This window comes from Streptosporangium sp. H16 (assembly GCF_051918855.1).
GTDB lineage: Bacteria > Actinomycetota > Actinomycetes > Streptosporangiales > Streptosporangiaceae > Streptosporangium.
Window position 1 is genome coordinate 143,169 of record NZ_JBPXMD010000007.1, and the last position, 22,484, is coordinate 165,652.

Sequence of the window (22,484 nt, forward strand, 5' to 3'; positions counted from 1 at the left end):
GCGTAATTATCTGCACTGCTTCCCCTCGGTTCTGTGGTGTCATGAGGGGCATGAACAGCGACGAAAGCCAGCCCGCCCTGCTTGCGGAAGCGGGAGCTGTCGAGGTCGGCTACATCGAGCCGGGCACGATCTGGGCGGAGGACAGCAGCACGGTCGGGGACCTCGTGCGGCACCTCGTTTTCCCCGATTCAGCCCGCTGACCTGCCCTCCGCCTGGTTCAGGCGCTCCTGCTGCTGGTCGAAGGCCGCCGACAGGACGGCGTTTTCGTAGGCCAGCTCGTCGACGCGGCGCCGTAGCGCCGCGATGACCCGGTAAGGGTCCACAGCCATGTCCTGCATCAAGACCCCGTCATCGCTTCGAGGCGCAGCGCCGCGCACCGCATCGGATCGACTCGCACGTGCTCGCGCAGCGGAGTCAGCACGTCCGGCGCGCTGCGGCCCGCCGCGCGGCGGGCCGGCGCCGCCATCTCGACGGTCGCGTGCTCGCGCTGGCAGTGCTCGATCCGCTCGACCACCTGGGCGCGGGCCTGCTCGGCGCTGACCTGCCACGGATTCGCCTCGACCGCTTCCGGCTCGTACAGCGGCAGCACCGTCTGGTGGAGAATCACGCTGATCGCCTCGTCGGTGGACTGCAGCCCGTACGTCACCGCGGCGTTCTCGATGGCGACCTGCGGCAGGAACATCACCAGAGACACGTCATCCGAGAGGCGGGTGAGCGTGACCTCCCACGCTGGGATGCGACCGCTGTTATCGGCCGTCTCGATCACCCCTGTGACCTTCCACTGGTCCGGCACGAGCAGCTCCTTTCAGGTACGCCAGGCCCACACCGAGAACGTGACGGTGGAGGCGGGAGCGCTGGGGCTCCGGAACGTGATGGCGCTCTGCGAACGCGTGTAGACGTACATGTCGGTCGGCGCGGAGCTTCCTGACGCGCCGCTGCCGCGCTGCGCCGACCACACACAGCTCGGGGTGGTCAGCAGCGTGAAGCCGTAATTGACCACGTGGTAGGTGCCGTTTCCCGTGATCGTCACGTCGAGCATGATCAGTCCGGCGCTCACGCCACCGATCTGCCACGTGCCGCGATGCAGCGTCCCCGACTGGGAGAACAGGAAGTTCTGCGTGCCGAGGGTCGGGTGAAGCCAGCCGACATGCGCCTGAGTCTCATCCGCGATCACGTAGCCGCCGCGCTGGTTCTGCGTCACCGGGTCGTGAATCGCGACCCGCCAGAAACCGGCCGCGTGGATCAGGCGGCACATCGCGGTGTTCGGCTGGTTCGTGCCCGACTCCATGATCAGCGTCGCCTCGCCCGTATACAGCGACCCGTCGCTGTAGATCCGTGAAGCGTTCACGCCGGAGCCGGGAATGAACCGGATCTCAGGCGAGGTCGCCCCCGCGGGGTTGACCACCACCCGGGCGCCCGTCACCCCGGAGGCGAACTGACCAACGATCGACACCGCGCCGGTGACCGCCGAGATGCTGGCCGTCTGTACGCCGCCCACGTTGTACGCGGCCAGGCCCGAGCCGTTGAGCTCGACACGCGCCGCGCTTGGGTCACCGGCCACCAGCCGCGTCGACAAGGTGAGCACGGCCGCGAGCTTGTCGGCTGTGACGGCGTTCGCCTTGATGTTCCCCGCCTCGACCGCGCCGGCCGCGAGCTTGTCCGTGGTGACGGCGTTGGCCACCAGGGCGCCCGTGGTGATCGACTCGTTGGCGGCGTCGCCCTGGACGAGCGGCACCGTCGCGATCGTCGTCGAGGTCGACGCTGCGGACTCGTTGCCCGAGCGGTCTACGGAGGAGAACCGGAACTGCCGGTCCGCGCCGTACGGCAGGCCCGGCACGAGGATCGAGCCGGCCGCGTCGAGGTATCCGATGTCGGCCCATCCGGGCGCGAGCGGGTTCTGCATCCACACCCGCACCCGCAGGAAGTCCGGCGGCATCGGCGCCGCGCCGACGCCCAGCCCGTTCCACGCGACATGGACGACGCCGAGCCTCGTCGTGAGCTGCGGAGCGGTCGGCACGGGCGGCGGGTCGGTGTCATCGGGAATCGTCACCGCGACCTGCGCCGAGAACGCGCCGACGACGCCGAGGTTGACCGCCCGGACCTTGAACGCGTACTCGGTGCCGACGAGCAGCGGTGAGTACGTGACCGAGTTGTCGTCGGCCTCCGTCGTTGCGACGAGGAACCACGGCTCGCCCGTCACGTTGACCCGCATGAACAGCTGGTAGCCGCCGACGTTCAGGGCGACGCCGCTCACGTCGACGATGACCGCGCCCCAGGTGGCGGTGATCTGTCCCTGGGCCACGCCGGCCGCGTCGAGGTAGGCGAGCGGGTCAACGATGAGGCCTGAGGGCGCGGCCGGAGTGCGAGGCCGCGGGCTGTCTGGGGCGGGACGCGCTCCGGAGCCGCCATCCGCTGTGGAGCCGCCGACGATGCCCGCGGCGCGGCGAGCGAGTCGGATATCACGTTCGAGGAACCGGTCGTTGAGGATCAGTGAGCCGCCGACCACGCCGTCAGCGTTGCGGGACAGCGCGACCTGGCGGACGCGGAGGCTTTCCAGCGCGCCGCCTTCGCCGGGCGCGCGGACGCGGTCGCCCGGCCGGTAGTCGCGCCAGGGTAGCCACCGCGCTCCGTACACGGTGATGCCTCGGGTGCGCTGCACTCGTTCGGCGGCGGCCCGCTCCAGGGCGGCCTGGGCGAGGAGCATCGCGGTGCCCATGTCGGAGACTCCGCCGTGTCCGGCGTACTGCTCCCACGGCCCCCACGGCTGCACAGCGGTCGGATTTTCGAAGGTATGTACGAATCCGTTGTCGCCGACGACGAGCACGGAGGAGGCGGCATCCTCCAGCGTGCCGTCATCGGGGGCTTCGACCACATCGCGCCCGAACCGGAGTTCTACCGGCCCCGGGCCGGTCGCGAGATCGCGGTCCAGCTCGGTGTCGGCGTTGTAGAGCTGCAGGACGCGGCCGAGCATCCGCCAGTCGCATACGCCCTGTTCAGAGAGGTTCAGCAGGAGCGTCAGCGCGTCGGCGCCCGGCTGGTAGTAAATCGTGAGGACCTTGTCCCAGGGCTCCCCCGCACTGTCGTGCGTCGAGGTGAAATCCCAGTCGAGGCCCGGCACCGCGCCGCGCGCCTGCGCCTCCGCGAGAGCCGTCTGCAGGATCGCGCCCGGCGTGGCCGAGAGGAAGGGCCGCTTGCCGTCGACCAGCGCAGCCACACCGGGGTAAAGCACGATCTTGCGGAGCTGCCAGGAGTAGCCCGGCAGTTCGAAGCGGACCAGGCCCGTCCGGTCGACTTCATCGCCGCGGCGCTTGATCCTGATGAACCGGCTGTCGGTGTCTTCGGTCCAGGTCGCGCCGTCCTGCGACCACTCCACCGCAACCTCGCACGGCTGGGCGAGCATGGCCGCGCCGACCGCGTGGGAGCTGTAGGAAATCTTCAGGCTCGGCACGTCGTCTAGCGGCCACCCGGCTTCGACGGTCAGCGGATGCGGGAGCACTCCTTGCCGAGGACCGTTGGGAGCATAGGCGACAAGCCGCAGGTCATAGGGCAACAGTCGCCCCCTCTCGGCATGCCCCGGAATGGAACCATGTGGAGCGATTGATGAATCACTCCACATTTTCAGCAGACGCCGTCCGTTTCAGGAACGAATGTTTTTTTTCGGGATCATCAATAACGTCTCGTACGTGGCCGTTGATTGGGTATTCTTCTGCCCAGTTGGTTGTCACGCAGTTTCCCGCTGAGCGCGGTCATCCCCCGGGGGTGACTGAGCATGACCGGGCACCCCTTGGAACCGGTTCAGCGAGAGGAGGCGGGTCTTACCCGTGCGTGATCATCAACCAGGAGACTCCGATGGCCAGGAGAGGCTGCTACTACTGCAGTTCCTACTGATCCTGCTGGAGGCGCTCCTGCGGTAGGGCCCGGCTAGCAGCCAGCTAGCCGAGCCCCAGCGAGAAGCGAAGCCCCGATCTTGGTTTGCACGCCCTGGTCGGGGCTTCGTCGTGTTTCCGCTGGCCTCAGCGTAGCAAGTTCCCAAGCTGTGTGTCCGTCTTTATAATATTCGACAGTCCGAGCTTTTAACTATACCGAAGCTAATAGCTAGCTTTAAATCGGATTGTATTAACGCGCGGACGACCACATAACCTTATATCGTACCCCAGAGCTTTAGATAAGGTTGGTCGAAGGTTACATCTGACTGCCCCTTAATGTTGACTTATAGCGAGATCTCCAGCTCGATATCACAGAGATCCCTGTCAACTATGAACTGAAGGGCGCGGAAAGAAACCCCTTCTGACCTGGGACTTTGCTTTAGAGGTAAGCGGAGCGGGCCCGGATCTCCAGCGCGGACGCCCCAGTCGTTGAGGTCACCGAGCTGGTGACGAGCAGGACACGCGAGTGCGGGTCACCGACCGCGACAGCCGGGGTCAGGTGCAGCCACCTGAACGCGGAGCCGGGGCCGGTCGCGTCGATCTCACCGGTCACGTCCGTACCGGCCGCCAGGTCCCATGTGTCCGTCGACACCACGGCGGCGCGCATGGCCGCGCAGTCGACCAGCAGCCGCTGCCCGGCCAGCAGACCACCCGGGCGGGTGATGCTGCCGCCGGTCGCGACGTCGGTAAGGCGCGGGTTGACCGCCGGCCCGGTCCACCGGATCACCGCGTCGGTGATCGGCCCCGTGGACTCGGCCACGGGCGTCACAACCTGAGACGCGGCGTTCGGCGACCCTTCCCACGTGCTCTCGATCTCGTCCCGCCAGTACACGCCCGGAACCCGCATGATGACGCTCAGGCGGGCGCGGGCCGCGCCCACGTTGACGTCGGGATCCGACGCCGAATCGAACGCCACGTCGGCGACGCGGATAATGCCCCCGGCCTGGTACTTCAGCGACATCAGCCTGTGCCGCACACCGACCAAGGCCGACAGTGCTTCGAGGTTGCGTTCCAGCTGCTCGTGTCCACCATCGGCGCCGGCCGGAGTCGCGCCGGTCAGTCCGAACGTCAGGCCGAGCGTGGTTGCGTCGTGGTCCAGGCCGACGAGCGGGAGTTCCCCCGCCCGGCCCGGCATCGTCACGTGGACGGACCGGATGCCGGGCAGGGGCCTGCGCTGGGTGCCCTTCTTCAGCTTCCAACAGCCCTTCGGGTGGTCGAGAGCTACCCCGTCGAGCGTGTAGGTCGGCACGTCAGATCACTCCCAGGGCGCCGGTGTACTGGAGCCCGCGGTTGACCGACACGCTGGTCGGTTCAGCCTGCGGGTAGTAGTTCGTCATGTGGATGACCGTCCGCGCCGACGCCTGACCGCCCGCGCCGCCCGCGAGGCCGTCCGGGACGTTGACGCCGGGCACCACCATGTCGGGCATGGTCGTCTTGCTGACCATCGTGGTCAGCTTCTCCAGCGACGACATGACCAGGCCAGACGCCTGCTGAATGCCGACCGCCATACCAGCGGGCAGCATCCGGCCGATCGCCGCGAAGACCTTCGACGGCGACGCGATGCCCAGGGCTTCGCGCACCCAGTCAGGCATGATGTTGCGGAAGAAGCCCAGGAGTTGCTGCTTCAGCCACGCACCGGCCGCCTGCACGCCCTGCCACAGACCTGTCAGCAGATCACGGCCCGCAGTGGTCAGCAGCGTGCCAAGGTTGCCAAGAGCCGCTTTGATCCGAGATGGGAGGGTTACGACCCAAACGACCATTTCGGTGAACTTGCGGACCGCCGCCTCCTTGGCGGCTCCAACCCACCGGTCGAAGCTGGCTCCCAGCTCCCCGAACCAGGCCAGGACGCTCTTGATCTTGGTGACCGCTTCGTTGATCTTGGTTCCGACCCATGTCCACGCGGCGGCAGTCGCAGCTTTGATCTTGTCCCAGTTCAGGACGATCGCCGCGACCACGGCGACCACCGCGGCGATGGCCCAGCCCACCGGGCCCATCGCGATCAGCCAAGCCGCGGCCATCCGCGCGGCCTGCGCCATGGCCTGAGCGCCCATCAGCAGCCAGCCCCCGACGACCCGACCCGCCGACGCGACCATGGAGCCGGCGGCGGTGAGCGTAGAAGCCACCATGCCGCCGCTGGCCGCCGTCGTCGCGGTGGCGGCGGTCGTCGCCGCCGGGGCCAGCAGTCCGAACGCTCCGGCGGCGCTGATGATCGCGGTGACGATCCCGCTGATCTTCATGCCGGTCACGACGAGCGCGGCCAGCGGCAGCAGAACCGGCGCCATCTGAGCCAGCGCCGCAACGAGCTGCAGGACGACGGGCACCAGCGGTGTAATCGCGGTGAGCGTGTTGCCGAAGCCCAAGCCGAGCGCAAGCAGCCCTTCCTGAACGGCCGGATCGGCGAGCGCCAGGGACAGGGCCGCCGCGAACGCGGTCAGGCTCGGTCCCGTCGCGGCCAGCGCCGGCCCGAGCGCGGACACCGCCGAGGCGATGCCAGGGCCGAGCGCGGTCGCGATGTTCGCGGCGTGCGGCGCCACCAGGGCGAGCGAAGCAGCGAGCGCCGTGAAGATCGGGAACAGCGCGCCGCCGACCTGCTGAAGACTCGTGAAGATCGAAACGAGCGTGTCCTGGCCTTCAGCGGTCTTCAGGAAGGCGTTGACCTCGCTGGCGAGCTGCCCGACAACGCCGAGCGCCCCGCCTCCGGACGTCTCCATCGCGTCGAAGACCGACCTGGCGATTCCGCCGACGTCGCCCAGGAGCGAACCTAGCTGACGGAAGACCGCCAGGGCGTTCTGAACCCAGACCAGCGGCTTCCCGGCTTCCGTCGCCGCGTTCAGCCAGGCGGTGAACCGCTGGGTCAGCGAGTTGACGCCGTCGCCCAGCCCCGAGAAGGCCGGAAGCGTCGAGGAGACGAAGCGCGCAACGGCCTGCATCAGCCGCTGCAGCGTCCCGGACTCCAGCCCGCCGACGGTGTCGGTCAGCGTCCGGAAGACGCCGGTGACCAGGTTGACGGCCGCCGAGCTCTGCCCGAACTTCAGGACCTCGCCGCCGAGGCGACCGAACTGCCCGGCCGCGCCCGACATGCCCGACTGCAGCGGGCCCATCAGGGCGGCTGCGGTCGCGGTGATCTGCCCCGTCAGCGGGGCAAAAAAGGCGTCCTGAACCGAGGACTTCAGCCCGTCGACGGCGGGCTTCAGCGCGTGGACGTCCCGCGCGGCGGCCTGCGCGGCCGGCGAAAGCCCCGCGATGGCCTCCTCGAACTTCGCCGGGTCGTCCCCAAGCGCCGCCTTGAAGGCCTCGCTCACCCCGCCCAGGGCGACCGTGAGCGTCAGGAACGCCGCCCTGGCCAGCAGGAACGCCGCAGGTAGCGCGGCTACGATGCCTGCGGCGGGCGCCAGTGCCGCCGTGAACGCGATCGCGCTCTGCGCGGAGGCCGCCATCCCTCCGGCCATCACGGACGCCTGCATCGCGCTCGTGACGAAGCCCGCGCCCATGGCGCTCGTGGACTGGGAGATGGAAGCGGCCTGGCCAGCGAACTTACCCGCGTGCTCCTTGAAGGAGCCGAAGATCCGCCGCAGGGCGGACGTCGCGCGGTCTCTCACGTCGATCGTGGCGAAAATCTCGCCAACGTTCAGCGCCACGCTCTCCCACCCCGCTCCCGCTTGCCGTCGTCAGGGGTCAGAGCACGGGCGATGCGAGTGTCAGCGAGGAGCAGCCCGAACAGGCGGGTTCGCAACCACCGCCACGACCTGCTCCGAAGCAGGCCGGGCTCGCCGAGGTCGACGCCGTACTCGGTGTGGAGATCGGCCTCAACCAGCGGCCAGCGCCTCAGGAGGTCGTGCCAGGCGACTTGGTGACCGCCTTCGACCGAGAGGCCGTCGTCCGGGTCGTAGTAGTCACGGAGCCCCGTGATCGGGTCGATCGGGCCGCCGCTGCCCGCCTCGTCGCCCGATTCGGGGCGGGCGCTTCCCCCGAGGTCGACCAGAACTTGACCGCTGCGTCCGTGCCCGCCGCGACCCAGATGAGCGCGGTGGTGCCGATGTGCTGGATCTTCGGCCAGGTCAGGCCATCGGTGAACAGCTCGTCGTAGACCGGCCCGAGGATCCGCTTGTAGAGGTCCTGCTCCTGGTCGTCGTCCAGGACGACAGCGGCCAGCTTGGTCAGCTCCTCGCCGTCGACCGCCTCGCCGGCCTCAGCGGCGATGCCCGCGTTCATCAACCGCTGGCACAGCAGGCCGACCTCGGCGTCCGGGGCGGGGATGACGTACGTCCGGCCGCCGACCGGCAGCCGGAGCGAGTCGTCAAAAAACTCGTCGAGATCCTTGAAGGTAGCCATCACGCGGCCACCGGGTTCTCAATCTCAACGGGCTGGCCCTGGCCGAGCAGGGTGAAGTTGAACGGCTCCAGGTCGGTGACCGCGCCGCCCTTGGTGAACTCCGACACCGTGGCCACGCCCTCGTAGGCGTCCGACGCGCCGTCCTTCCGGTACCAGCGGACCTTGATGTTCGCGTCGAAACCGACCACGCGGCCCGCCTGGCGAATCCGCTCCTGGCCGGGGTCCGGGGTGAACACCGTGGCGTCGGAGCGCTTGCGGCGGCCCTCGGCCTCGATGGACCACGTGCGCTGAGTGACGACGGTGGAGCCCCAGCCGTCCGACTCGAAGTCGCCGTCGTCCTCGGTGTTGTCGTCCGTGGTTTCGCTGAAGCTGGTCAGGCCCTTCACCGGGGTCCACGTCGGGGTCTCGACGGGGCCGGTGTTCACTTCGAGAACCCAGTCCTTGGCCAGCAGGGAACGCAGCGCCATGATCGTCTCCTTGTTGAGCGCATGTCGAAGCGCAAGAATCGGTTCCGATTCCCACGCGGGAAGAAGGGAGGTCAGAGGTCGCGGTTCGGCGAGGGCCGATGCACCATCAGGTCGTAGCTGTCGGCCCGCTCCCACCGGCCGGAGCTGTCGCGCCCCAGCGGAGCGACGATCGTGCGGCGCACCAGCAGCACCAGCACGCCGGTTGAAAGCCGCACGTTGGACAGGCCGTGCAGGGCGTCGAACACGCCATCGGCCAGGTCATCCACCACGCGCGGGTCAGACTTGGCCCGCATGCGGACCTGCACCTGCACGCTGGAATCGGCCTGCTCGACGTCGTCGCCCGCCTGGCCGATGCCGTACACCGAGAGCGTGACCGCCTCGTCGGGCTTCGCAGGCAGACCGCCGATCGTGATGGCCGTCTGCGTGTCGGCGTACATGCCGCTCGGGATCCAGTCGCCCACCGCGGCGGCGGCCAGCAGCTCCGCCAGACCGGTGAGCAGGTCACGGGTCCAGCTCACCGGAACGCCCCTTCCAGGTACTTCGCGAGGATCTTCCGCACGTTGTCGGCTTCCTCGGCGAGCGCGTTCTCCAGGTACTTCGCCTCACCCTTCTTCGGGTGGTCGTAGTTCACTTCCTCGTGCTGGCGCACCGCGTACGGCGTGTTAAAAGACACCGCTGCGACCAGGTTGGTCGGGTCCACGCTGGGCGCGCCGGATCGCTCCAGGTCGCCCGATTCGTGCGGGGTGTTGTGCCGGGCCGTCGCCAGGACCACCTCGGCCGACTTCCGGAGCCCGAGCACCGCTGACCGCTTGATCTGCGCGGACAGCTGCTCAGCGCTGACCTTCTCGTTGAATTCGACTCGGCGAGAAACCATCAGCGGCACACCACCTCGACGTGATCGGGGGTGGGCAGGCCGCCGGAGTCCCTGTTGAACGACGTGATGACCGTGGTGACCCGGCCGTTGACCGTGACCCGGCTCCCCTCCGGGCACCGGGTGCCCGGACGGAAGAAGATCGTCGTGTCGCTCACGGTCTCGGCGCCCTGCGCGTCGCGCACCAGCCGCCGCTCGTCGTCGACCAGGCACCGCTCCGTCACCTCGGGCCCGTACACCGCGCCGTACGCGCCGTCACCTTCGAACGGCTCGATGATCGCGGTGTGCCGCAGCAGCCACTCGGGGAGCATCACCACGGGCTCCCGTCGATGACGTAACCCGGCAGCAGGCCCGCGAGCTGCAGGATCGACGACGCGTCGGGCGCGTACCGGGCGGGCGCGCTGTCGGCCGACCCGCCGCGCTCCAGGCGCACCGAACCGATCGAGACCGTCTTGAACGCGGACGCGACGCCGAACTCGTCGCCCACCGCCAACGTCCACGCGGCCTGTGCGCAGGTGGCTCGCTGGAGGGCGTCGGCGTCGGCCGGCCGAGTCGGCATGCCCGCGTCGTCGACCGGGTAGACGGCGCTGGTCAGCAGCTCATCGATCCGCTCGGATGCCCGCGACAGCCGCCGGTCGATGTCCGCAGGGGGCGTGTTCTGCCCCGTGAATTCCGTGTAGTCGGCAGCAGTCGCGTACGTCATCGGCTACGCCACCGGCAGCTCGTACAGGGCCACCGACAGCCCGGCCACGTCGGAGTAGTCGACGAAGACCTTGCCGTCGCCGCGCCGGTACACGTCGGGGAACGGCGGGATCAGCACGTCGCCCGTCAGGGCCGGGATGACGTACGGCCGGTCCACGATGTCCTGGCCGTCCACGGTGGCCGGGATCTGCACGGTGACCGTACGGGCCGCGGCGTTGGTGTTCTTGATCCGCAGCTGTCGCCGGGCGGAGTGGACGAACATGTGTCCGTCCGTGTTCGCCGGAGTCAGCGCGGCGCCGAGGTTCAGGCCGGCGCGGGGCATCGCGACAGGGGGCAGGTCAATCCTGGCCATCAGGGTCCTCCTCGCTGCCGAACTCCTCGATGAGCGCTGCCTTCGACAGCGCCTTCGCGTCCGACTCGTCCATGCCGAGGGCGACCGCGTACGCGACCCATGCGGCCTTGTTTTCGTGCTCGGCTGGGCGGACCGGGCCCGCGGCGGAACCCACGGCGGGCCCGTCCAGCGGGCCCGGCGCGGGCTGGGATGCCTGGAGGCACAGCCAGACGTCGAGGTTGTCCAGGCGGACGGACCGCTCGGCACGCTCGACCGTCTGGCCAGTGCGGGTGTTCCGGTAGACGAAGCCGTCACCGGTCACTTCTGCAGCGCTCATCAGGTGTTGGCGTCCTGCTCGACGTCGACCTGGATGACCAGGTCTGTCGGGGTGCCCGCGACCGACACCACTTCAGCGGTGAGCGTGTCGCCAGCGGCGAACTTCAGCACGGACGCGGCGGCCAGGACCCCGGACATCCAGGTGGATGCCGTGGTGACCGACAGGTCGGCCGAGCACAGGTCGACGCCGTTCTTTCCGGCGTTGATGACGGCGCCGGTCCCAGCGATGCGGTAAGCCCGCACCGCCTTGACCCTGCACGCGACCGGGGCGCGCCACAGGACGTGGACGCCTGCGCCGGGCGCCTTGAGAGTGAGAACCTTCTCGGTGAGACGAGCCTTGACGGCCATCGCGCACCTTCCTTCCTGGAAATGCGAAAAGCCCGCCATTTCGGCAGGCCACGGGAGGTTCGGCGTAGGTGCGCCAGGGTCAGGAGGTCTTGTCGACGCCCTTGATGAGGACGGCCCTGTTGGCGTCGATCGTCTTGGTGCCGTAGAGGCAATCGACTGAGACCACGTCCTGCTTCTGGTCGATGTCGTAGTCCATGACGACCCTCAGCCCGAAGCCCTTGTAGCTGGCAACGGCGGCGTTGGCCGCGCCCTGCGGCAGCACCAGCGGGCGCGTGACCAAAGCAAAAGCAGTCCTGTGGAAGGACACGCCGACCTCGGTGGTGCTGTTCCCGATGACCTGCGCCGGGGTGTAGATGTTCTGCGTCTGGTACGCCTCGTGCCCGAACACCCTTCGACCGAGGTTGGCCTCACGCAGACCATCGGTGTCGCCGCGGGTCTCCGCCGAGTGGAACAGCGGGTCGCCCAGCCACTGGGCCTCGATCTCCGGGCCGACGACGAGGTAGCGGTCCGCGCTGGGCACGTTCCTCTGGTTGAGCACTCGCCTGGCGTCGATCGCGCTACGCGGGTTGGAGTGCGCGAACACGTTGACGCCGACCGGGTTACCGGCGAACTGGCCGGTCACGCCGACTTCCTGAGTGATGTCGTCACGCAGGGACAGGATGTCCCTGTCGATCTTCTGGGCGATGGCCTCCATCGCAGGGTTCAGCAGTTGCGTGCCGAAATCCTCGATCCGGAGGGTGAGGTCTTCGCTGGTCACGGCGAAGCTCACGTCGGCGAAGTGGTTCAGGGTGACCGGAATGCCGGTTTCGGTCGCGTTCTGGATCTCGATGCCAACCTCGCGGTTGAACTCCTTCGCCTGGAAAACCGCCGGCTTGCGGACGTTGACGGTGTCCCCGATCTTCGCGGCGAAATCTTCGTCGTAGTCACGGTGGACCAGCTGCGCCATGACGCAGGTCTCGTAGAGGGTGGCCAGCGCCGCGCGGGCGATCACGCTGGGGGTGAGGAAGTTGTTAGCCATCGGGCCTTTTCTCCTTGCAGAAAGGGATCGGCAGCGGAACCGCTACCGGCGTGGATTAAGAGGTCGGCCGCTTCTTGCGCTGCGCGCGGAAGTCGTCGACGGTCTTGTGCTCCGGGTCGTTGGAGCGCCCACCAGGCCCGCCGGTGAACTCCCCCCCGGAACGCGCCGGCGGCCCCGCCTGGGTGGCCGCCCTGAACTTGGGGTTTTCCTCGACGGCGAGCTGAATCGCCTCGCCGATCGCGCTGTGGAACTCCTTGTCATCCACGTCGAGCTCGCGGATGTGCTTGAGGAAGCTGCGGCTGTCGAGCAGCGCGTCCGGGTCGGCGCCCGCCTTCGAGCTGCCTCGGTGAACCGCCAGCTCGATCAGCGTGCGGCGGTTCCGCTCCTTCTCGGCGTCGCGCTCCTTGGCCGTCTGATCCTTCTCAGAGGTGAGCTTCTCGATGACCTGCTGCGGGTCAAGCGGCTTCTCCTCCTCGGTGATCAGCCCGAGTGCCTTGCCGATCTTCTGGGCGAACTCGGCCTGGGCCTGCGCGGTGACTTCCTCCGGCGTCGGACCGGCCTGGGCCGCAGCATCGCTGGCGGCCTTCTGCATGGCCTTGAGCTGAGTCCGGAAGTCGGCCGCTTCGGTCCGCGTGTCCTTGATGAGCTTCTGCGCCCACGAAGGAAGATCATCGACCTTCTTCGGGTCGGGGCGGCCGGCGTCGGCCTCCGGAGTGACCTCGGGCGTGACCTCGACCTGCGGAGGGGTCTCCTGCGGCTGGCCTTCGCCCGGCTCGTCGTCCGGAGCTCCACCGGCCTGCACGCGGATGGGCTGGCCGTTCTTCTTGAGACCGAGGAGCGCACCGGGCGTCGTCGGCAGGGTGTTTTCGATCATGACGAGATGGCCCTCCTGGGGCTGTCGCCGGACATGGAAAAGGCCCGCGCCTGGCGGGCCCATGAAGAGGAAGACGAAGATCAGCTACCAGGCAGGTAGCGGTAGTAGACGCGCAGCCACAGCAGCCGCAGCGCCCGCTGCCGACCGTCGCCCCGCGCCTCATACGGGCAGGACGTGACCGGCATGCCGCGCTCACCGGCGAGACGGCCGAACGTGACGGCTGCCCTGCGGTCGGTCTCGGTCATAGGCCGAACTCCCGTCCAGCGCCGCCCGCGCGGATCTGCGCTGCGGCCCTCTTGTCGGAATCTCGGTTCAGCCACAGCGCCCGGAACTCGGTGAGCGTCAGCCGCGGGTTGTCCTGCCACCAGCGCTTGAGTTCCTCGCTCGCGTACGCGCGGGCCCGAGCGGCCGGCCCGGAGAACAGCGACTTGTCGCTGACCTCGTTGGCCCGGCCCTTCTTGTTGAGGAAGACGCCGTTCGTTGCGGCCTCGGCCGCGTCGTACTGCTGATCCAGCCACTCGGCGTACATGCGGCGAATCGTCTGGTCGACGTCCTCGCCCGGCCAGCCTTCCGCCTGCACCAGGGCGCGGCGCTCCTCACGCTCCAGCTCGGCCGGATCCAGGCCGTACACCTCGGCGTACGCCTGAATGTAGGAGTAGCGACCCGTCGCGATCAGGTCCGAGATCCGCCGGTCCTCCGGCGTCTCCTCGTCCTTCCAGTTCCACGACCACTGTTCGCGCTCCCTGGTGGCCGCCTCGATGCGGTCCAGCTCGGCGAGCACGCGCTCCATCCCGTCCGAATCGTCCTGGTAGCGCAGCATCAGCACCGTCAGGTGCTCGTCGGTCAGGTCGCCCAGGTCGTCGAGCTGGGACAGGGCCTTGATCGGGTCCTTGGCCGTCGCCGGGCCGGCCGCCTTGCGTTCGGTCTCGCGCTCGTCCGCCCGCCGCTGCGTTTCCTGCGTCAGGCGGGCGGTGATCTCACCGTCTCCGGCGAACCGCTCCTTGAGCCGGTTGACCTCTGCGTCCGGCAGCTGCTCCAGGTTCTTCGGTGGCGCGTCGACCCGCTCCCGAGCCGGAGTCCGCCGCAGCCCCGCGGCCTTGGTGTGCTCGCGCAGCTGCTTCTGGTACTCGGCGACCTTCTCGTCTGCCTTGCGGCGGGCGTCGGCGTCCAGGGCGACGGCCACGCGACGCTTGTAGTCGCGGACCTGTCGTTCCAGGTAGCGCTGCTTCTGCGCGTCGCCGTAGGTCGCGGCTCTGGGCTCGACCTCCCGAGGCCGGGTCACGCCAGGCAGGTACGCGCTCAGGGAATGACCGCACATCGGGTGCATGAGCCCCGCCTCGCGGGCCTCCTGCACCGTCCCGGCGACGTCGACCTCAACGAGGCTGTCGTCGATCTCTGACGGCTCCTGCCGGATCCCGGCCGGACCCGACTGGGACAGGATCTTGCCTTCCCACGGGTCGCACAGCTTGCACGTGTACGGCAGGCGAGACACGATCACCAGGTCCATGCCCGCGTCCCGCAGCGTCGCCATGTGCCCATCGGTGGCCGCCCTGGCCACCGCGGTCCGCATCGCCATCTCGACGTACTGCGGCATGCTCCACGTACGAGCTGGCCGATCAGTGGTTTCCTGCGTGCGGAACCCGGTGATGCCCTGCTGGGCGAACCTGTTCAGCGCACGCTGCGCCGCATCCCGCCGCGTCTCCGCGCCGACCAGCGTCCGGCCCGCTGTCTCCGCGACCACCCGCCGGTAATCGTCATCGACAGCCCGCAGCGCCCCGAGGCGAACGGAGGTGATCAACCGCACCGTCTGCGCGGCCAGCTCAGCCACACCCTGACCAGGGTTGACCAGGGCCTTCGAACCGACCTTCCGCGCGTCCCTGAGCGTCCGCTCCAAGCGCTTACGGATCTTCTCGTCGTGGACGTCCAGCACCGCGCCGACCACCGCAGAATCCATCCCAGCGGACCAGGCTTCCACCACCGCGCGCTTCGCAGCCGCCTTCGCAGCCGCTTCCAGACGGTTGATGATCCGCTCTGCGTCCTTCCGGAGCTGACCGATCTCACCGAGTCGCTTCGCCTCCCACAGGGAGGTGTCGTCATCGTCGAGACCGTCAGCGACACGGGCCGCTACCCGGGCGAGCAGCGCCTCCTCGGCGTCGGCGTACATCGCGGCGACGAGTCGCGCCTGCTCCAGCCCTTGCGCTACCGCTTCGGCCGGAGTCCCGGCCATCAGTCGTCGTCGCCGGAGGCGGACGGGATGAACATCTCGGAAAGCTCGGCCGGGTCAGGCACGTTCAGCCCGAGCTCGTCACGCAGCAGCTCCTTCTCCGTCTTCACCTGGTCGGCATCCCAATCGGGGTGGAGCATCCGGATCCGGGTGTCCAGCGATGCCGACTGCGCGCGGACCAGCATGTCGAGCGTCCGGCCCAGCGACTCAGGGTCAGGCATGACGCCGTCCGGCCACGACACGGTGGCCTTCTCGGCGCTGACCTTCGTGCCGTAGATGTGGTGGTCGACGGACAGCAGGACTTCCGACAGCCAGGCCAGCGCGGGCGTCCAGTAGCCGATCTTCCGGCCGCGCGTGGAGTAGGACCGGTGTCGCTGCATGTGGATCTCGGTGGCGGTCTGGGCCTGGCCGTCGCCGCCCTCACCGAAGGACTGCACGCTGTAGCCCGAGCCGCGAAGGATCTGCGCGATCAGGGTTTTCGCCGTCTCGCCGTGCTCCTGCACGCGGATCGCGAACTGCGACATCGTGATCATGTTGGAGCCGCCGCCCGGAGGCGGCAGCATCCCGAGCCCGGAGTAGATCTCCCGGTCCGGATCCCACATCGACCCGCGGCCCCGGCCCGTGTTCTGCAGGTAGACCTCGGGGACGACGATGCGCGCCTTCGCGAGCCGCAGGTCCCGCATCCAGGACGTCCACGTCTCGTCGAGCGCGTCCATCAGCGGCTCAACGCCCGAGTAATCCGAGCGGCCGAGCGACGTCCCCCGCAGCAGGCGGTGAGGCCTCATGTTGGGCACGTAGTGGACCAGCAGGCCCCGCTCGTAGCCGGAATCGAACCCGCCCTCGGCGTCTACCTGCGGCGCGAAGTGAGCCGTCGCCGGGTGGTCCTCCAGCGGCACCTGCTGGCCGAGGTGATCCTCATCGCCCATGTACAGGCCGTGGTAGACGCGGCCCTTTTCGTGGCGTTCCAGGTGGCGCCATACCTGACGGTCCTCGTCGCGGACGACCCGCCAGAACGTCACCGCCGACAGCCGGCCGGAGCTGAACTCCGGCACGCCCGCGTCGGCGGGCAGCGCGTCGAACACCGGGTGGTCGACGCCGGTGTCCCAGCCGATCCGCAGATACACGCCGCCGTAGGCCGACCCCAGCTCAGCGGCCTCCAGCAGGCCGCCGTAGATCCCGGCCTCGTGCATGATCTTGTCGAGCCGCGCCTGCCCCTTCTTCCCCGGGACCTTCAGGGTCGGAGGTTCCGAGAACAGGAGGTCCGCGCTCGTGGCGGCGATGTCGCCCGCGATGGGGACGTGCAACTTCGTGCTTCTGCTCTGCCCGGCCGGCGTCGGAGTCCCGTGGAACCAACGGGCGACCCGACCCATCACGCCGCCGCCGCGCATCGGCCGGTCCCAGCCCTTCAAGTCCAGGCCGATGCCCGGCGATACGCCTGCTCCGTACACCTCGGCGAGCCGGTCCGGGGAGCCGGAGTACCACGCTCCCCACTGGTTGTAGAGCCGCATCTCCGGGCGGATGGCGGGCGGTGGCCACTCCTGATCAACGGTTGGAAGCGGCATCAGACCTCCCCGCTTTCGAGGAGGTCGGCGACATCGCGCAGCTCGACCTCGTCAATCTGGATGGACAGAGCGTGGGAATCGGAACCGATTCCCACGGGGAAGGAAGGAGAAGTCAGCGGCATCAGGTCCGCTCCGGCCAGTGCCAGGTGCCCGGCTCAGTCCCCGGACGCACGTTGAACTCGTGGAACCCGCCGAGCTGCCCGGGGGTGAACACCCACAGGTGGACGTGGAACTCGCTGTCGAGCTTGGGCACCGCGCCGACCGCGACGCCTTCGGGGTCCAGCGTGTGGACGTCGGCGGTGACGATCGCCGCCCTGATCGCGTGCAGCCCGTGCTTACCGTGATACCGGACGATCCGGCCCGTCGTCGGCAGTGGGGACATGAGGGTCTCTCCTGTCAGATGATGGGGACGGCGCCGGAGCGCAGCACGGGCCGCTCAACGGCGCCGTTCACGCGGACCCACGCCATGTAGGTGCCGTCCGGCAGGGCGACCACCCCGCCGGGGCCGATGAGGATGCGCGCGACCGCGCCCTTCGCGGTGATGCCGGACCACTCCGCGGGGAGCCAGTCGTCTTCGGCCGGCTCGGCGCCGACGTTGACGAACGCGATCTCGACCGCCTCGGAGCCGGATGCGCCGGTGACGGGGATGTAGAGGTACGGGCGGCTCAGTGACGAGATCGGGTCCAACGGGCCTCCTACGTTCGCGGGGGATCGGCGGACCATGTGGTGTAGGGCGGCGATGCCTGCCAGGCCACGTAGGGCGAGCCGGTTTGCCACAGCACGTAGGGGGCGCCAGCGTGCAGCGGCGGGGTGAGGCGCAGCATTCGTTTGGCCGTGCCGACCTCGACGACCTGGCCGAGGACACCGACGAGCGGCGGCTGCGGCTGCACGGGCTGCGCGGTACCGGTTTCGGTGACGGGTGCCAGCGTCCGGACCTTGATCCGGCCGAGCGGGAGGCCTGCGCCGGTCTCGACGACCTGAGTCAGGTGTCCTCCGCGCGCGAAGCCGATCGGCTGGGCCGTGCTCGTCTCGATGACCTTGCCCAACGTGCGGGCCTTGGCCGGATTGATCGGCCGCGCCTGCCCGGTTCCGGTGACCAGGCGAATCGCCGCCCAGCCGCGCAGGGGCCAGGCGGTGCCGGTCTCGACGACCAGGCCGAGGCCGCGGGTCTTGACGCGCGTGATCGGCGCCGGCTGTCCGGTCTCGACGACCAGGCCGAGCGCGCGCACCTTGACCGGTCGCGCCGGGGCGGCGCTGCCGGTCTCTGCAGCCGGCCCGAGCGTGCGCGCCTTGACCCGGATGAGCGGGCTTGCCGTGCTGGTCTCGATGACCAGGCCCAGCGTGCGGGCCTTCGTCCGGGTGAGCGGCTGCGCGACACCGGTCTCGACGACCTGCGCAGCGGTCGGGCCCGCAGAGCGACGGCGGACGAGAATGGGGCGGCCGGGAAGGCCGCGGCCTAGACGCGGCATCGCTCAGGCCCCCTCACCACGAGGCAACCCGATGAGCCGCCTTCGAGCCGCCCACGGGACCGCGGGGTCGCAGGCTCACGGTGGACGGGGCCGGGCCGAGCTTGGCCGGGCCGATCGCCACGTCGTCGAGATGCCAATAGCTGTCGGCGTCTCGGTGCAGGTGGAACTCGGCGGAATACGGCTTACCGCCTGGCCAGGTAACAGCCGCCGAGGTGACGTAGTCGTCGGCGGTGTCGGACTCCGGATCGAGGTAGGTCCACACCTCGACGGTGCCGGTTCCGGCGGAGTTGATGGTGTAGCGGTATTCGACGCGCGTCCATTGGCCGACCGGGACACCAACACCGGCGTTGAGTACCTGGGTGGTGACAGCGCCCGTCCACACGCCAACTCTCCCGTTGGCCGGGATCCACGACTTGGAGACGATTCCCGATGATCCAATGAGCGCGAACAGGCCCTTGTAGCCGGGAAGGAGTCCCAGACGGTGGATATACAGGCGGGCGCAGAAGACATCACCGGCCGTCGGTACCCCTTGCCAGTCCACATGGGTGTCGGAGCCCACGACGGCGTTGACGACGGACAGGCCGGACTCGCCGCGCGCCAAAGCGTTGCTGAACTGGGGTGAGCCGATGATGTTCGTGAACGCGTCGCCGCTGGCGCCGCCCGAATTGGCTTTCGTGACAGCAGCGGCGTGGGTACCGCCGTTGAAGTTGTTGGTCTGCGGGGTGATGAGATCGGGGATCTGAAAGGTGATGTCGTCGATGTAAGCGGCGTCGGAGCCTACGGCGGCGCTGACGTCCTTGGTGTAGCGGAACACCACTTGCGTGGCGCTCCCCAGGCTGAGAACCGCTGACTGCGTCCAGGGCACCGAACCGTGAGCGGTCAATCGCACGGTGCCACCGATGACGACTTCCAGCTTGTCGTGCGTGGGCTCGGAAGACACCGAGTACCAGAACTGGACGGTGGTCGCCCCGGGCGGCGCCGTGAGCGTGAAAGTCGCCGTCTCGTTGTTCCCGATGGGGACGTGGGAGAAGCACCACGTGCCGCTGCGAGGGTTGGTGTCGTTGAGTCCCCACTTGCCGCCGTCGTTGTACGGCAGCCCGATTCCCCCGCTCTCGAAGTTCTCCACCCACAGCATGGCGGCGCCTCCCCTCGTTTGCGCTCGTCAGGCTCGCTCGACCTGCAGACCTGCGGAAACGTTGACGCCCGCCGCGAACCGCGCCCGCAGCACGAACCCAGCACCGGGGGCGCAGTCCGGGGTGTCGCCGAGCGGGATGTCGTACAAGGCCACGCCACCGTTGGGCGACAGCGGCCAAGAGTCGAGCACGGTCAGGACGGTCGGCTCCGTCGTCCACGACGCCGCCGCGAGGAACCCCGCAGGGATGACTCGGCCGTAGAGCTGCTGCGGAATGACCACCGCGGCGTAGGCCATGGAGGCGGCCGGTGGGCTGGACGCGAACGTCGCCGCGCACAGCTCGATGTCGCCGGGCACGCCGGACGCGGAGATGCCGTACAGGCCGACCCTGATCTTCTTGAGGTCGAGGCCGAAGCTGCTCGGGGCGAGCACGCCGAGGATGCTCCTCGCGGTGTTCGCGGCGAGTAGGGCCTGAGAGGGCATGAGCGCGGAATATCCGGTCTTGGCCATCAGGCCGCCCGGAAGAAGCCGGACGGGTCAACCTGAGCGACCACGTTGCTGCCGTCGGGATTGATTGGGAAATCGTGCGAGGTCAGGGGCACGATCGCCGAGTCCGGGGAGCCGGTCGCGGGCCGGTAGCAGACCAGGACCTTCGACCAGTTCGTGCCCGCCTGCACGTTGGCCCACGTCGCGTCAGGCAGGGCCAGGTCGACCCAGTCGTTCACGTCGTCGGGGACCACCACGGTCAGGTCGGCGGCCGACAGGACCTTGCGGGCGTAACCGACGTTGGTCGCCTCATTGGTGCTGCCGGACAGGACATCGGCGAGCGTGTCCTTGTCTTCGAGAACCGCGTCGGTCTCGATACCGGTGGCGGCCAGGGCAACCAGGACCAGCGCGCTGGTCGCCGGATCGCCGGTCTTGACCCGGGTGTACAGCTCGACGCTGCGCCCCTTGCTGACGTTGAACTGGAAACTGGACATGTCTCTCCTCGGGTGAGGTCAGAAGAAGTGGGTGGTCTCGGCCTCACCCGCAGCCCCTCAACCGCAGGGGAAGCCGAGACCACCGGTGCTCAACGCGCGGACGGAGGTCCGCGCGGAGCGACGCACCCCCAGCCCGGGGTGCGCGTCTTTAAGCAGCGAGATCCATCAGCGGCACCCAGGCGGCTTGCGTGGTGTGCAGCGCGTACCGGACGGCGTCCAGCGCGTGGTCATCGACCTTGACCGGGGCGTCGTCTCCCCGCTCGGCCTTCTTGTCGTCCCACGCGTACGAACCGATCTCGCCCAGGAACCCCTCGCAGGAGCGGTGAACCCGCATCTGGTCGGCGGCGATGAGGTTGGAGACGGTGCGGATTCCGTCGATCACGCTGTTGTCGCCCATCGTCGGCGCGTGCCCGTCGCGGTGGAGCTGCGTGATGAAGCTCGCGGCGGACGGGTCGACAATCATCCACTCGGGGACAACTCCGCGCGTACCCGGCCCGTAGGTGTCGGGCAGGTCCTCCAACCACCGGGTGAGCCGCTTGGAGTATTCAGCGTCGGTGAGCTGTCGGCGCTCCACGCGGGAATCCCACCGGAACTCGCTCGCGAGGTAGATGCGGCGCTGCCCGAGCAGGTCGGGGACGCTGACGCCCACGAGAACCGCGTCGAAGGGGTTGACCGTCCCATAGTCGATGCCCAGGCTCAGCCAGCGCTCCATGGGCGGCAGCGAGTCCACGACCATCTTGTCCGGGTCCCACATGTCGTAGATCGCGCCTTCGGCGACGACCCACAGGCCCAGGATGAACCGCTTGTACCAGAGGCCCGTGTACTCCAGCTTGAGGTTCGCAACGTAGAGCGGGTCCAAGGCCGGGTTGTCGTCCAAGGTGAAGTGCCAGTGGGCCAGGTCGAGCTCGCCGGCCCGATCGAGGAAATGCTTCTTCAGCCAGTGCGTCGGCGAGTCCGGGTTCGTCGAGGCGAACAGCTTCGCGCCCTTGACGCTCAGGCGGGCGAGGAGCTGGTCCCAGAAAGACCGCTCGATCAGCGTCGCCTCGTCCACATACGCGCCCGCGCACGTCATGCCGCGTAGCCTGTTCTCCGCGCGGGCGTCGTTGGAGGAGATGATCTCCACGCGGCGGCCGAGGATGTTGGCCGTCGGCGCGCCCCTAGTGTAGAGAATCCTGCGCGACAGCGGGCCGGTGATCGCGGGATCCATCAGCGGATCGAAGATATTTCGGGCGATCGTGTCGGCCGTCTTACCGACGACCACCAGGGCGCCGCCCCGAGGAGCGTTCGCCACGTACATCAGCCAGCGGAGCAAGGAGGCGATCGTCTTGCCCGACCGGATCGCGCCGCTCCAGATGTTCAGGCGCGCGGTGGACTCGGCGATCGAGCGTTCCTGCTTCGGCGACAGCGACACGACCTCGCCGAGGCTCATTCGTCGTCTCCGGACTCGATCTCGGAGATGATGTCGGCCTCAACGATGGTGTCGGTGTCGGGATCCGCCGGGATGTAGCGCTGCTGCAGCTGCGCCAGCATGCTGCCGAGCAGCGACGCCATGTCGGTGTCGGCGACGCCGTTGCGGTTGATCAGGTCCAGGCCCAGCAGGGCGGCCCGCCGGTTGATGGTCTTCAGCGCCGTTTCGGCTGCGCTGACGTCGCCCTTGATGACCTTCGGCCACAGCGCCGCCATGATGCGGTCGAGCCGGTCGATCTCCAGCTTGAGCAGCTGCTCGGAAGCGAGGTGTTCCTGCTTGGCCGCCTTCTGCAGCGCGCGGTCGATGTCCTTGCTGACGGCCGCCGCGCCCGAGTAGCCGAGACGTTCCGCGATGACCGTGGGAGACACACCGGCGGTTCGCATCTGTACGGCCTGGTGGCGGCGCTGGGAGATCTCGACCTGCCGCGACTTGCTGACAACCATG

General features: G+C 68.7%; 28 protein-coding genes. 1 reads left to right on the top strand and 27 read right to left on the bottom strand.

Translation table 11 applies throughout. The features are described from left to right. Positions 1–50 precede the first annotated feature (50 nt). A complete protein-coding gene (locus ACTOQ2_RS14105) occupies positions 51–200 on the top strand; it encodes a hypothetical protein (protein WP_440100016.1) in 150 nt (49 codons plus the stop codon). On the opposite strand, the gene ACTOQ2_RS14110 is transcribed toward ACTOQ2_RS14105, so the two are convergent. The 27 genes from ACTOQ2_RS14110 to ACTOQ2_RS14240 all read right to left on the bottom strand — a co-directional run bounded on the left by ACTOQ2_RS14110 (position 189) and on the right by ACTOQ2_RS14240 (position 22,483). Next, complete coding sequence (locus ACTOQ2_RS14110; RefSeq protein WP_440100017.1) at positions 189–329, bottom strand: hypothetical protein; 141 nt, start codon at positions 327–329, stop codon at positions 189–191. The genes ACTOQ2_RS14105 and ACTOQ2_RS14110 overlap by 12 nt on opposite strands. 8 nt (positions 330–337) lie before the next feature. Next, positions 338–793, bottom strand: coding sequence for a hypothetical protein (locus tag ACTOQ2_RS14115; RefSeq protein WP_440100018.1), 456 nt, complete (start codon positions 791–793; stop codon positions 338–340). A 12-nt stretch (positions 794–805) separates the two neighbouring features. Next, on the bottom strand, positions 806–3,448 hold the full coding sequence (locus ACTOQ2_RS14120; RefSeq protein ID WP_440100019.1) for a hypothetical protein: 2,643 nt from the start codon (positions 3,446–3,448) through the stop codon (positions 806–808). 857 nt (positions 3,449–4,305) lie between these two features. Continuing rightward, positions 4,306–5,175 carry a hypothetical protein gene (locus ACTOQ2_RS14125; RefSeq protein WP_440100020.1) on the bottom strand — a complete coding sequence of 290 codons (870 nt, stop codon included), beginning with the start codon at positions 5,173–5,175 and terminating at the stop codon, positions 4,306–4,308. 1 nt (position 5,176) lies between these two features. After that, positions 5,177–7,564, bottom strand: coding sequence for a hypothetical protein (locus tag ACTOQ2_RS14130; protein WP_440100021.1), 2,388 nt, complete (start codon positions 7,562–7,564; stop codon positions 5,177–5,179). A gap of 187 nt (positions 7,565–7,751) precedes the next feature. Then, positions 7,752–8,258: a DUF7426 family protein gene (locus ACTOQ2_RS14135; protein WP_440100022.1), complete on the bottom strand. Its 507-nt coding sequence runs from the start codon at positions 8,256–8,258 to the stop codon at positions 7,752–7,754. After that, positions 8,258–8,725 carry a phage tail tube protein gene (locus ACTOQ2_RS14140; protein WP_440100023.1) on the bottom strand — a complete coding sequence of 156 codons (468 nt, stop codon included), beginning with the start codon at positions 8,723–8,725 and terminating at the stop codon, positions 8,258–8,260. Before ACTOQ2_RS14140 ends, ACTOQ2_RS14135 begins: the two co-directional genes overlap by 1 nt. Before the next feature lie 71 nt (positions 8,726–8,796). Beyond that, positions 8,797–9,243: a minor capsid protein gene (locus tag ACTOQ2_RS14145; protein ID WP_440100024.1), complete on the bottom strand. Its 447-nt coding sequence runs from the start codon at positions 9,241–9,243 to the stop codon at positions 8,797–8,799. Next, complete coding sequence (locus tag ACTOQ2_RS14150; protein ID WP_440100025.1) at positions 9,240–9,599, bottom strand: hypothetical protein; 360 nt, start codon at positions 9,597–9,599, stop codon at positions 9,240–9,242. The genes ACTOQ2_RS14145 and ACTOQ2_RS14150 overlap by 4 nt, the downstream gene beginning before the upstream one ends. Beyond that, a complete protein-coding gene (locus tag ACTOQ2_RS14155; RefSeq protein WP_440100026.1) occupies positions 9,599–9,910 on the bottom strand; it encodes a hypothetical protein in 312 nt (103 codons plus the stop codon). Before ACTOQ2_RS14155 ends, ACTOQ2_RS14150 begins: the two co-directional genes overlap by 1 nt. After that, positions 9,907–10,299, bottom strand: a complete 393-nt coding sequence (locus ACTOQ2_RS14160) for a hypothetical protein (RefSeq protein ID WP_440100027.1) — start codon at positions 10,297–10,299, stop codon at positions 9,907–9,909. Before ACTOQ2_RS14160 ends, ACTOQ2_RS14155 begins: the two co-directional genes overlap by 4 nt. Before the next feature lie 3 nt (positions 10,300–10,302). Further along, the gene (locus ACTOQ2_RS14165; RefSeq protein ID WP_440100028.1) at positions 10,303–10,650 is read right to left on the bottom strand and encodes a hypothetical protein; all 348 of its coding nucleotides are present in this window, start codon (positions 10,648–10,650) and stop codon (positions 10,303–10,305) included. Then, positions 10,637–10,966 (bottom strand): hypothetical protein, encoded by a 330-nt coding sequence (locus tag ACTOQ2_RS14170; protein WP_440100029.1) that lies wholly within the window; start codon positions 10,964–10,966, stop codon positions 10,637–10,639. Before ACTOQ2_RS14170 ends, ACTOQ2_RS14165 begins: the two co-directional genes overlap by 14 nt. Further along, entirely contained in the window at positions 10,966–11,313 is a 348-nt protein-coding gene (locus tag ACTOQ2_RS14175; RefSeq protein WP_440100030.1) for a hypothetical protein, read from the bottom strand. Before ACTOQ2_RS14175 ends, ACTOQ2_RS14170 begins: the two co-directional genes overlap by 1 nt. Before the next feature lie 79 nt (positions 11,314–11,392). After that, positions 11,393–12,331, bottom strand: a complete 939-nt coding sequence (locus ACTOQ2_RS14180) for a P22 phage major capsid protein family protein (protein ID WP_440063791.1) — start codon at positions 12,329–12,331, stop codon at positions 11,393–11,395. Between the two features lie 55 nt (positions 12,332–12,386). After that, positions 12,387–13,205, bottom strand: coding sequence for a hypothetical protein (locus tag ACTOQ2_RS14185; protein WP_440100031.1), 819 nt, complete (start codon positions 13,203–13,205; stop codon positions 12,387–12,389). Positions 13,206–13,285: 80 nt separating this feature from the next. Then, positions 13,286–13,450 (bottom strand): Rmf/CrpP fold protein, encoded by a 165-nt coding sequence (locus ACTOQ2_RS14190; RefSeq protein WP_440063794.1) that lies wholly within the window; start codon positions 13,448–13,450, stop codon positions 13,286–13,288. Next, positions 13,447–15,432: a phage minor capsid protein gene (locus tag ACTOQ2_RS14195; RefSeq protein WP_440100032.1), complete on the bottom strand. Its 1,986-nt coding sequence runs from the start codon at positions 15,430–15,432 to the stop codon at positions 13,447–13,449. Before ACTOQ2_RS14195 ends, ACTOQ2_RS14190 begins: the two co-directional genes overlap by 4 nt. Beyond that, complete coding sequence (locus ACTOQ2_RS14200) at positions 15,432–16,991, bottom strand: phage portal protein (protein ID WP_440100033.1); 1,560 nt, start codon at positions 16,989–16,991, stop codon at positions 15,432–15,434. Before ACTOQ2_RS14200 ends, ACTOQ2_RS14195 begins: the two co-directional genes overlap by 1 nt. Positions 16,992–17,112: 121 nt before the next feature. After that, positions 17,113–17,373 (bottom strand): hypothetical protein, encoded by a 261-nt coding sequence (locus ACTOQ2_RS14205; RefSeq protein ID WP_440100034.1) that lies wholly within the window; start codon positions 17,371–17,373, stop codon positions 17,113–17,115. Positions 17,374–17,387: 14 nt separating this feature from the next. Next, the gene (locus ACTOQ2_RS14210) at positions 17,388–17,678 is read right to left on the bottom strand and encodes a hypothetical protein (protein WP_440063801.1); all 291 of its coding nucleotides are present in this window, start codon (positions 17,676–17,678) and stop codon (positions 17,388–17,390) included. A gap of 8 nt (positions 17,679–17,686) precedes the next feature. Next, positions 17,687–18,460, bottom strand: coding sequence for a hypothetical protein (locus ACTOQ2_RS14215; protein ID WP_440100035.1), 774 nt, complete (start codon positions 18,458–18,460; stop codon positions 17,687–17,689). A 13-nt stretch (positions 18,461–18,473) separates the two neighbouring features. Beyond that, positions 18,474–19,595 carry a hypothetical protein gene (locus tag ACTOQ2_RS14220; protein WP_440100036.1) on the bottom strand — a complete coding sequence of 374 codons (1,122 nt, stop codon included), beginning with the start codon at positions 19,593–19,595 and terminating at the stop codon, positions 18,474–18,476. Between the two features lie 27 nt (positions 19,596–19,622). After that, positions 19,623–20,075, bottom strand: coding sequence for a hypothetical protein (locus ACTOQ2_RS14225; protein ID WP_440100038.1), 453 nt, complete (start codon positions 20,073–20,075; stop codon positions 19,623–19,625). A 26-nt stretch (positions 20,076–20,101) separates the two neighbouring features. Next, positions 20,102–20,572, bottom strand: coding sequence for a hypothetical protein (locus ACTOQ2_RS14230; protein WP_440100039.1), 471 nt, complete (start codon positions 20,570–20,572; stop codon positions 20,102–20,104). Between the two features lie 148 nt (positions 20,573–20,720). Further along, positions 20,721–22,001, bottom strand: a complete 1,281-nt coding sequence (locus ACTOQ2_RS14235; RefSeq protein WP_440100040.1) for a PBSX family phage terminase large subunit — start codon at positions 21,999–22,001, stop codon at positions 20,721–20,723. Beyond that, complete coding sequence (locus ACTOQ2_RS14240; protein WP_440063811.1) at positions 21,998–22,483, bottom strand: hypothetical protein; 486 nt, start codon at positions 22,481–22,483, stop codon at positions 21,998–22,000. The genes ACTOQ2_RS14235 and ACTOQ2_RS14240 overlap by 4 nt, the downstream gene beginning before the upstream one ends. Position 22,484 lies beyond the last annotated feature (1 nt).